The sequence below is a fragment of the Shigella sp. FC1544 genome (genome assembly GCF_001722145.1).
Lineage (GTDB): Bacteria > Pseudomonadota > Gammaproteobacteria > Enterobacterales > Enterobacteriaceae > Escherichia > Escherichia coli.
Genome location: NZ_MECT01000084.1, coordinates 1 through 7870 on the forward strand (window position 1 = coordinate 1; position 7870 = coordinate 7870).

Below are 7870 nucleotides of genomic sequence, written 5' to 3' on the forward strand. Positions count from 1 at the left end.
GGCTACGTCGGTGCTAAATCACGTCAGCGCTGGCTGTTTTACGCGTATGACAGGATACGGAGGACGGTTGTGGCGCACGTCTTCGGTGAACGCACTCTGACCACACTGGAGCGTCTTCTGAGCCTGCTGTCGGCCTTTGAGGTCGTGGTATGGATGACGGATGGCTGGCCGCTGTATGAATCACGCCTGAAGGGAAAGCTGCACGTTATCAGCAAGCGTTACACTCAGCGCATTGAGCGACATAATCTGAATCTGAGACAACATCTGGCAAGGCTGGGACGGAAGTCACTGTCGTTCTCAAAATCGGTGGAGCTGCATGACAAGGTCATCGGGCATTATCTGAACATAAAACACTATCAGTAAGTTGGAGTCATTACCAACACTGCCGAAGGTTATGGCGGGGCGATATATACCAATAGCGCGACGGCTCCCTATCTTATTGATATTTCTGTTGATGACAGCTACAGCCAGAACGGCGGCGTGTTAGTGGATGAGAACAACAGCGCAGCAGGCTATGGAGATGGTCCTTCCACTGCGGCGGGTGGCTTTATGTATCTCGGCTTAAGTGAAGTTACCTTTGATATTGCCGACGGAAAAACGCTGGTTATCGGCAATACAGAGAATGACGGAGCTGTTGACTCTATTGCTGGTACCGGGTTGATCACCAAAACAGGTTCCGGCGATCTGGTACTTAATGCAGATAACAATGACTTTACTGGCGAGATGCAGATTGAAAACGGTGAAGTTACCCTGGGCCGCAGCAACTCCCTGATGAATGTCGGCGATACGCATTGCCAGGACGATCCGCAAGACTGCTACGGTCTGACGATAGGGAGTATTGATAAGTACCAGAATCAGGCAGAGCTAAACGTTGGCTCCACCCAACAAACCTTTGTGCACTCATTGACGGGCTTTCAGAATGGCACTTTAAATATCGATGCTGGTGGCAATGTTACTGTTAATCAAGGTAGTTTTGCTGGCACCATCGAAGGTGCTGGTCAGCTCACCATTGCGCAAAACGGCAGCTACGTGCTGTCGGGGGCGCAGTCGATGGCGCTAACCGGCGATATAGTCGTTGATGATGGTGCGGTGCTTTCGCTGGAAGGCGACGCGGCAGATCTCGCCGCTCTCCAGGACGATCCGCAGTCGATCGTGTTAAACGGCGGTGTGCTCGATCTCTCTGATTTCTCCACCTGGCAGAGCGGCACATCATACAATGATGGCCTTGAAGTCAGTGGCAGCAGCGGAACGGTTATCGGCAGTCAGGATGTGGTAGATCTTGCAGGTGGCGACAATTTGCATATCGGCGGCGACGGGAAAGATGGCGTCTACGTGGTGGTCGATGCGAGCGACGGGCAGGTAAGTCTGGCAAACAATAATAGTTATTTGGGCACAACACAAATCGCCTCCGGTACGCTGATGGTGAGCGACAACTCGCAGCTTGGAGATACCCACTATAACCGCCAGGTTATCTTTACCGATAAGCAACAAGAAAGCGTGATGGAGATTACTGCCAATGTCGATACTCGCTCTACGACGACTGAGCATGGGCGTGATATTGAAATGCGCGCCGACGGTGAAGTGGCAGTTGATGCGGGGGTAGACACGCAGTGGGGCCACTGATGGCTGACAGCAGCGGGCAGCATCAGGATGAGGGTAGCACATTTACTAAAACGGGGGCGGGTACGCTGGAGCTGACCGCCAGCGGTACAACGCAGTCGGCAGTACGTGTCGAAGAAGGCACCCTGAAAGGCGATGTTGCGGATATCTTTCCTTATGCTTCGTCACTGTGGGTCGGTGATGGGGCGACGTTCGTTACTGGCGCGGATCAGGATATTCAGTCTATCGATGCTACTTCCAGCGGCACTATCGATATCAGCGATGGTACGGTTTTGCGTCTGACCGGGCAGGATACTTCCGTCGCCCTTAATGCCTCATTGTTTAACGGCGATGGGACGCTGGTGAATGCTACCGATGGCGTGACGTTGACAGGTGAGCTTAATACCAACCTTGAAACTGACAGCCTGACCTATCTTGCCGACGTGACGGTTAATGGTGATCTGACCAATACGTCCGGTGCGGTTAGCCTGCAAAATGGCGTCGCTGGCGATACGCTAACGGTAAACGGTGATTATACCGGCGGCGGTACGCTACTGTTCGACAGCGAATTAAACGGCGATGACTCGGTAAGCGATCAATTGGTGATGAACGGTAATACTGCTGGCAACACAACTGTGGTGGTTAACTCCATTACAGGGATTGGTGAGCCGACATCGACAGGCATTAAAGTGGTTGATTTCGCAGCTGATCCCACGCAGTTTCAAAACAATGCACAGTTCAGTCTGGCTGGCAGTGGCTACGTCAACATGGGAGCATATGACTACACGCTAGTGGAAGATAACAACGACTGGTATCTGCGATCGCAAGAAGTAACGCCGCCATCGCCATCTGATCCAGACCCGGACCCAACACCCGATCCTGACCCAACACCCGATCCAATCCCCGCTTACCAGCCGGTGCTGAATGCCAAAGTTGGCGGTTATCTCAATAACCTGCGGGCGGCAAATCAGGCGTTTATGATGGAGCGACGCGATCACGCTGGTGGCGATGGTCAGACGCTGAATTTACGTGTTATCGGCGGACGTTATCATTACACGGCGGCAGGGCAACTGGCTCAGCAGGAAGACACTTCTACGGTGCAGCTTAGCGGCGGCTTGTTTAGCGGGCGCTGGGGCACGGATGGCGAGTGGATGCTTGGGGCGGTTGGTGGCTACAGTGATAATCAGGGCGACAGCCGCTCGAATATGACCGGAACTCGCGCCGATAACCAGAACCACGGTTATGCCGTTGGGCTGACCTCAAGCTGGTATCAGCACGGTAATTAGAAGCAGGGGGCCTGGCTGGATAGCTGGCTGCAATACGCGTGGTTTAACAATGATGTTTCCGAACATGAAGATGGCGTGGATCGTTACCATTCGTCGGGGATTATCGCCTCGCTGGAAGCCGGGTATCAGTGGTTACCGGGGCGTGGTGTGGTGATTGAACCGCAGGCGCAGGTGATTTATCAGGACGTGCAGCAGGATGATTTTACCGCCGCTAACCATGCGCGCGTGTCACAATCGCAGGGGGATGATATTCAGACGCGGCTGGGTTTACACAGCGAATGGCGTACCGCGGTTGGTGTCACACCAACATTAGATCTGAATTATTATCACGATCCCCATGCGACGGAAATTGAAGAAGATGGCAGCACTATCAGTGACGATGCGGTGAAGCGACGGGGTGAAATAAAAGTGGGAGTCACGGGCAATACCAGTCAGCGAGTGTCCCTGCGCGGCAGCGTGGCGTGGCAGAAAGGGAGTGATGATTTTGCCCAGACGGCAGGGTTTTTGTCGATGACGGTGAAATGGTAATCACTGTCTAGTCGGCACGGTTGCCGGATGCGGCGTAAACGCCTTATCCGGCCTACGGGGAGCATTTGTAGGCCTGATAAGACGCGGCAAGCGTCGCATCAGGCATTGGCTCGGCCAAACAACAACCTCACTTATTCTGCGTGTGCAGCATATAGTTCACATCCACGCCGGGGCCGAGTTTAAAAGTATTAGTGAGCGGGTTGTAATGTAGCCCGGTTATATGTCGCTCTTTAAGGCTTGTCTGATCTACCCAGCCAAGCAGTTCTGCCGGTTTAATAAACTTCTTCACATCATGCGTGCCTTTGGGCACCATGCGCAAAATATATTCCGCGCCAACCACCGCCATCAGCCATGACTTGCCGTTGCGGTTAAGCGTCGAGAAAAAGACATCGCCGCCTGGTTTCACCAGTTGCGCACAGGCTCTGACCACTGACTGCGGATCGGGGACGTGCTCCAGCATCTCCATGCAGGTCACCACATCATACTGCCCGGCATGTTTTGCCGCGTGCTCTTCCACGGTTTCCTGCACATAATCCACCTGAATGCCGCTTTCCAGCGCGTGCAGTTTTGCCACCTGCAATGGCTCAAAGCCCATATCCAGACCGGTCACCGTCGCGCCTTCGCGCGCCATACTCTCGGCCAGAATGCCGCCGCCACAACCGACATCGAGCACCTTTTTGCCAAATAAACCGCCAGCACGCTCGGCAATATAGCCCAGACGCAGCGGGTTAATGCGGTGCAACGGTTTGAACTCACCTTCAAGATCCCACCAGCGGGAGGCGACGGCTTCAAATTTAGCGATCTCTTCGTGGTCTACGTTATGGTTTTCCGGCGATTTTTCGGCATTCATTGGCACTTCTACTCCGTAATTGGCAAGACAAACGAGTATATCAGGCATTGGATGTGAATAAAGCGTATAGGTTTACCTCAAACTGCGCGGCTGTGTTATAATTTGCGACCTTTGAATCCGGGATACAGTAGAGGGATAGCGGTTAGATGAGCGACCTTGCGAGAGAAATTACACCGGTCAACATTGAGGAAGAGCTGAAGAGCTCCTATCTGGATTATGCGATGTCGGTCATTGTTGGCCGTGCGCTGCCAGATGTCCGAGATGGCCTGAAGCCGGTACACCGTCGCGTACTTTACGCCATGAACGTACTAGGCAATGACTGGAACAAAGCCTATAAAAAATCTGCCCGTGTCGTTGGTGACGTAATCGGTAAATACCATCCCCATGGTGACTCGGCGGTTTATTACACGATCGTCCGTATGGCGCAGCCATTCTCGCTGCGTTACATGCTGGTAGACGGTCAGGGTAACTTCGGTTCCATCGACGGCGACTCTGCGGCGGCAATGCGTTATACGGAAATCCGTCTGGCGAAAATTGCCCATGAACTGATGGCCGATCTCGAAAAAGAGACGGTCGATTTCGTTGATAACTATGACGGCACGGAAAAAATTCCCGACGTCATGCCAACCAAAATTCCTAACCTGCTGGTGAACGGTTCTTCCGGTATCGCCGTAGGTATGGCAACCAACATCCCGCCGCACAACCTGACGGAAGTCATCAACGGTTGTCTGGCGTATATCGATGATGAAGACATCAGCATTGAAGGGCTGATGGAACACATCCCGGGGCCGGACTTCCCGACGGCGGCAATCATTAACGGTCGTCGCGGTATTGAAGAAGCTTACCGTACCGGTCGCGGCAAGGTGTATATCCGCGCTCGCGCAGAAGTGGAAGTTGACGCCAAAACCGGTCGTGAAACCATTATCGTCCACGAAATTCCGTATCAGGTAAACAAAGCGCGCCTGATCGAGAAGATTGCGGAACTGGTAAAAGAAAAACGCGTGGAAGGCATCAGCGCGCTGCGTGACGAGTCTGACAAAGACGGTATGCGCATCGTGATTGAAGTGAAACGCGATGCGGTCGGTGAAGTTGTGCTCAACAACCTCTACTCCCAGACCCAGTTGCAGGTTTCTTTCGGTATCAACATGGTGGCATTGCACCATGGTCAGCCGAAGATCATGAACCTGAAAGACATCATCGCGGCGTTTGTTCGTCACCGCCGTGAAGTGGTGACCCGTCGTACTATTTTCGAACTGCGTAAAGCTCGCGATCGTGCTCATATCCTTGAAGCATTAGCCGTGGCGCTGGCGAACATCGACCCGATCATCGAACTGATCCGTCATGCGCCGACGCCTGCAGAAGCGAAAACTGCGCTGGTTGCTAATCCGTGGCAGCTGGGCAACGTTGCCGCGATGCTCGAACGTGCTGGCGACGATGCTGCGCGTCCGGAATGGCTGGAGCCAGAGTTCGGCGTGCGTGATGGTCTGTACTACCTGACCGAACAGCAAGCTCAGGCGATTCTGGATCTGCGTTTGCAGAAACTGACCGGCCTTGAGCACGAAAAACTGCTTGGCGAATACAAAGAGCTGCTGGATCAGATCGCGGAACTGTTGCGTATTCTTGGTAGCGCCGATCGTTTGATGGAAGTGATCCGTGAAGAGCTGGAGCTGGTTCGTGAACAGTTCGGTGACAAACGTCGTACTGAAATCACCGCCAACAGCGCAGACATCAACCTGGAAGATCTGATCACTCAGGAAGATGTGGTAGTGACGCTCTCTCACCAGGGCTACGTTAAGTATCAGCCGCTTTCTGAATACGAAGCGCAGCGTCGTGGCGGGAAAGGTAAATCTGCCGCACGTATTAAAGAAGAAGACTTTATCGACCGACTGCTGGTGGCGAACACTCACGACCATATTCTGTGCTTCTCCAGCCGTGGTCGCGTCTATTCGATGAAAGTTTATCAGTTGCCGGAAGCCACTCGTGGCGCGCGCGGTCGTCCGATCGTCAACCTGCTGCCGCTGGAGCAGGACGAACGTATCACTGCGATCCTGCCAGTGACCGAGTTTGAAGAAGGCGTGAAAGTCTTCATGGCGACCGCTAACGGTACCGTGAAGAAAACTGTCCTCACCGAGTTCAACCGTCTGCGTACCGCCGGTAAAGTGGCGATCAAACTGGTTGACGGCGATGAGCTGATCGGCGTTGACCTGACCAGCGGCGAAGACGAAGTAATGCTGTTCTCCGCTGAAGGTAAAGTGGTGCGCTTTAAAGAGTCTTCTGTCCGTGCGATGGGCTGCAACACCACCGGTGTTCGCGGTATTCGCTTAGGTGAAGGCGATAAAGTCGTCTCTCTGATCGTGCCTCGTGGCGATGGCGCAATCCTCACCGCAACGCAAAACGGTTACGGTAAACGTACCGCAGTGGCGGAATACCCAACCAAGTCGCGTGCGACGAAAGGGGTTATCTCCATCAAGGTTACCGAACGTAACGGTTTAGTTGTTGGCGCGGTACAGGTAGATGACTGCGACCAGATCATGATGATCACCGATGCCGGCACGCTGGTACGTACTCGCGTTTCAGAAATCAGCATCGTGGGCCGTAACACCCAGGGCGTGATCCTCATCCGTACTGCGGAAGATGAAAACGTAGTGGGTCTGCAACGTGTTGCTGAACCGGTTGACGAGGAAGATCTCGATACCATCGACGGCAGTGTCGCGGAAGGGGACGATGAAATCGCTCCGGAAGTGGACGTTGACGACGAGCCAGAAGAAGAATAATTTTACTTCTTCATGCCAAAAGGGAGCTATCTCCCTTGTTTGAATTGAAAAGTCCAGGCTGCAAAGTCTGGGCTTTTGTCGTATTAGGGCACGGTAAAGTTTGGCTGTGCCCGTAAAAAATGGCTGGCTATACACAAGGAATGTGGCAATGAGTGGTGAAAAAAAGGCGAAAGGCTGGCGGTTCTATGGTCTTGTAGGTTTTGGTGCAATAGTACTGCTTTCCGCTGGCGTCTGGGCGTTGCAATATGCTGGCAGTGGGCCAGAAAAAACGTTGTCGCCGCTGGTGGTGCACAACAATCTGCAAATCGATCTCAATGAGCCGGACCTCTTTCTCGACAGCGACTCTCTGAGCCAGCTTCCCAAAGATCTCCTCACCATTCCGTTTCTCCACGATGTTCTGAGTGAAGATTTCGTTTTCTATTATCAGAATCATGCCGATCGTCTGGGCATTGAAGGCAGCATTCGTCGCATTGTCTATGAACACGATCTCACGCTGAAAGATAAACTCTTTTCGTCACTCTTAGATCAGCCTGAGGTAGCCTGAGTTTAACGGACACTCCTTCCTGAAATAGAATGGCATCAGAAGGAGCTAATAATGAGCAGAAAAAACCAACGTTACTCTAAAGAGTTCAAAGCCGAAGCTGTCAGAACGGTTCTTGAAAATCAACTTTCGATCAGTGAAGGCGCTTCCCGATTATCCCTTCCTGAAGGCACTTTAGGACAATGGGTTACCGCCGCCAGAAAAGGGCTCGGTACTCCTGGTTCCCGCACGGTGGCTGAACTGGAATCTGAAATTCTGCAACTGCGTAAGGCGTTAAATGAAGCTCGCCTTG

3 protein-coding genes and 3 pseudogenes are annotated in these 7870 nt (G+C 53.0%); 5 read left to right on the plus strand and 1 reads right to left on the minus strand.

Features of this window, described 5'->3' with window-relative positions:
• Positions 1–363: pseudogene (locus BGK49_RS06100) on the plus strand (IS1-like element IS1X2 family transposase); the annotation flags it as partial.
• Between the two features lie 15 nt (positions 364–378).
• Positions 379–3413: pseudogene (gene yfaL, locus BGK49_RS30900) on the plus strand (AIDA-I family autotransporter adhesin YfaL/EhaC); the annotation flags it as partial.
• Between the two features lie 127 nt (positions 3414–3540).
• On the opposite strand, the gene ubiG reads toward yfaL, so the two are convergent.
• The gene (ubiG, locus tag BGK49_RS06110) at positions 3541–4263 is read right to left on the minus strand and encodes a bifunctional 2-polyprenyl-6-hydroxyphenol methylase/3-demethylubiquinol 3-O-methyltransferase UbiG (RefSeq protein ID WP_000990754.1); all 723 of its coding nucleotides are present in this window, start codon (positions 4261–4263) and stop codon (positions 3541–3543) included.
• 146 nt (positions 4264–4409) lie between these two features.
• Between ubiG and gyrA the strand changes: the two genes are divergently transcribed.
• The 3 genes and pseudogenes from gyrA to BGK49_RS06125 form a co-directional block, all read left to right on the plus strand.
• Positions 4410–7037 carry a DNA topoisomerase (ATP-hydrolyzing) subunit A gene (gyrA, locus tag BGK49_RS06115; RefSeq protein WP_069375708.1) on the plus strand — a complete coding sequence of 876 codons (2628 nt, stop codon included), beginning with the start codon at positions 4410–4412 and terminating at the stop codon, positions 7035–7037.
• 148 nt (positions 7038–7185) lie between these two features.
• Positions 7186–7578, plus strand: a pseudogene (locus BGK49_RS06120) (DUF2138 family protein); the annotation flags it as partial.
• A 54-nt stretch (positions 7579–7632) separates the two neighbouring features.
• Positions 7633–7870, plus strand: a 238-nt coding sequence (locus BGK49_RS06125) for a transposase (protein WP_032335914.1), incomplete at its 3' end; no start/stop codon positions are given.

Coding starts and splice junctions, on each gene's coding strand:
- ubiG (WP_000990754.1), bottom strand. CDS start 4,263: ATGAATGCCGAAAAATCGCCGGAAAACCATAACGTAGACCACGAAGAG.
- gyrA (WP_069375708.1), top strand. CDS start 4,410: ATGAGCGACCTTGCGAGAGAAATTACACCGGTCAACATTGAGGAAGAG.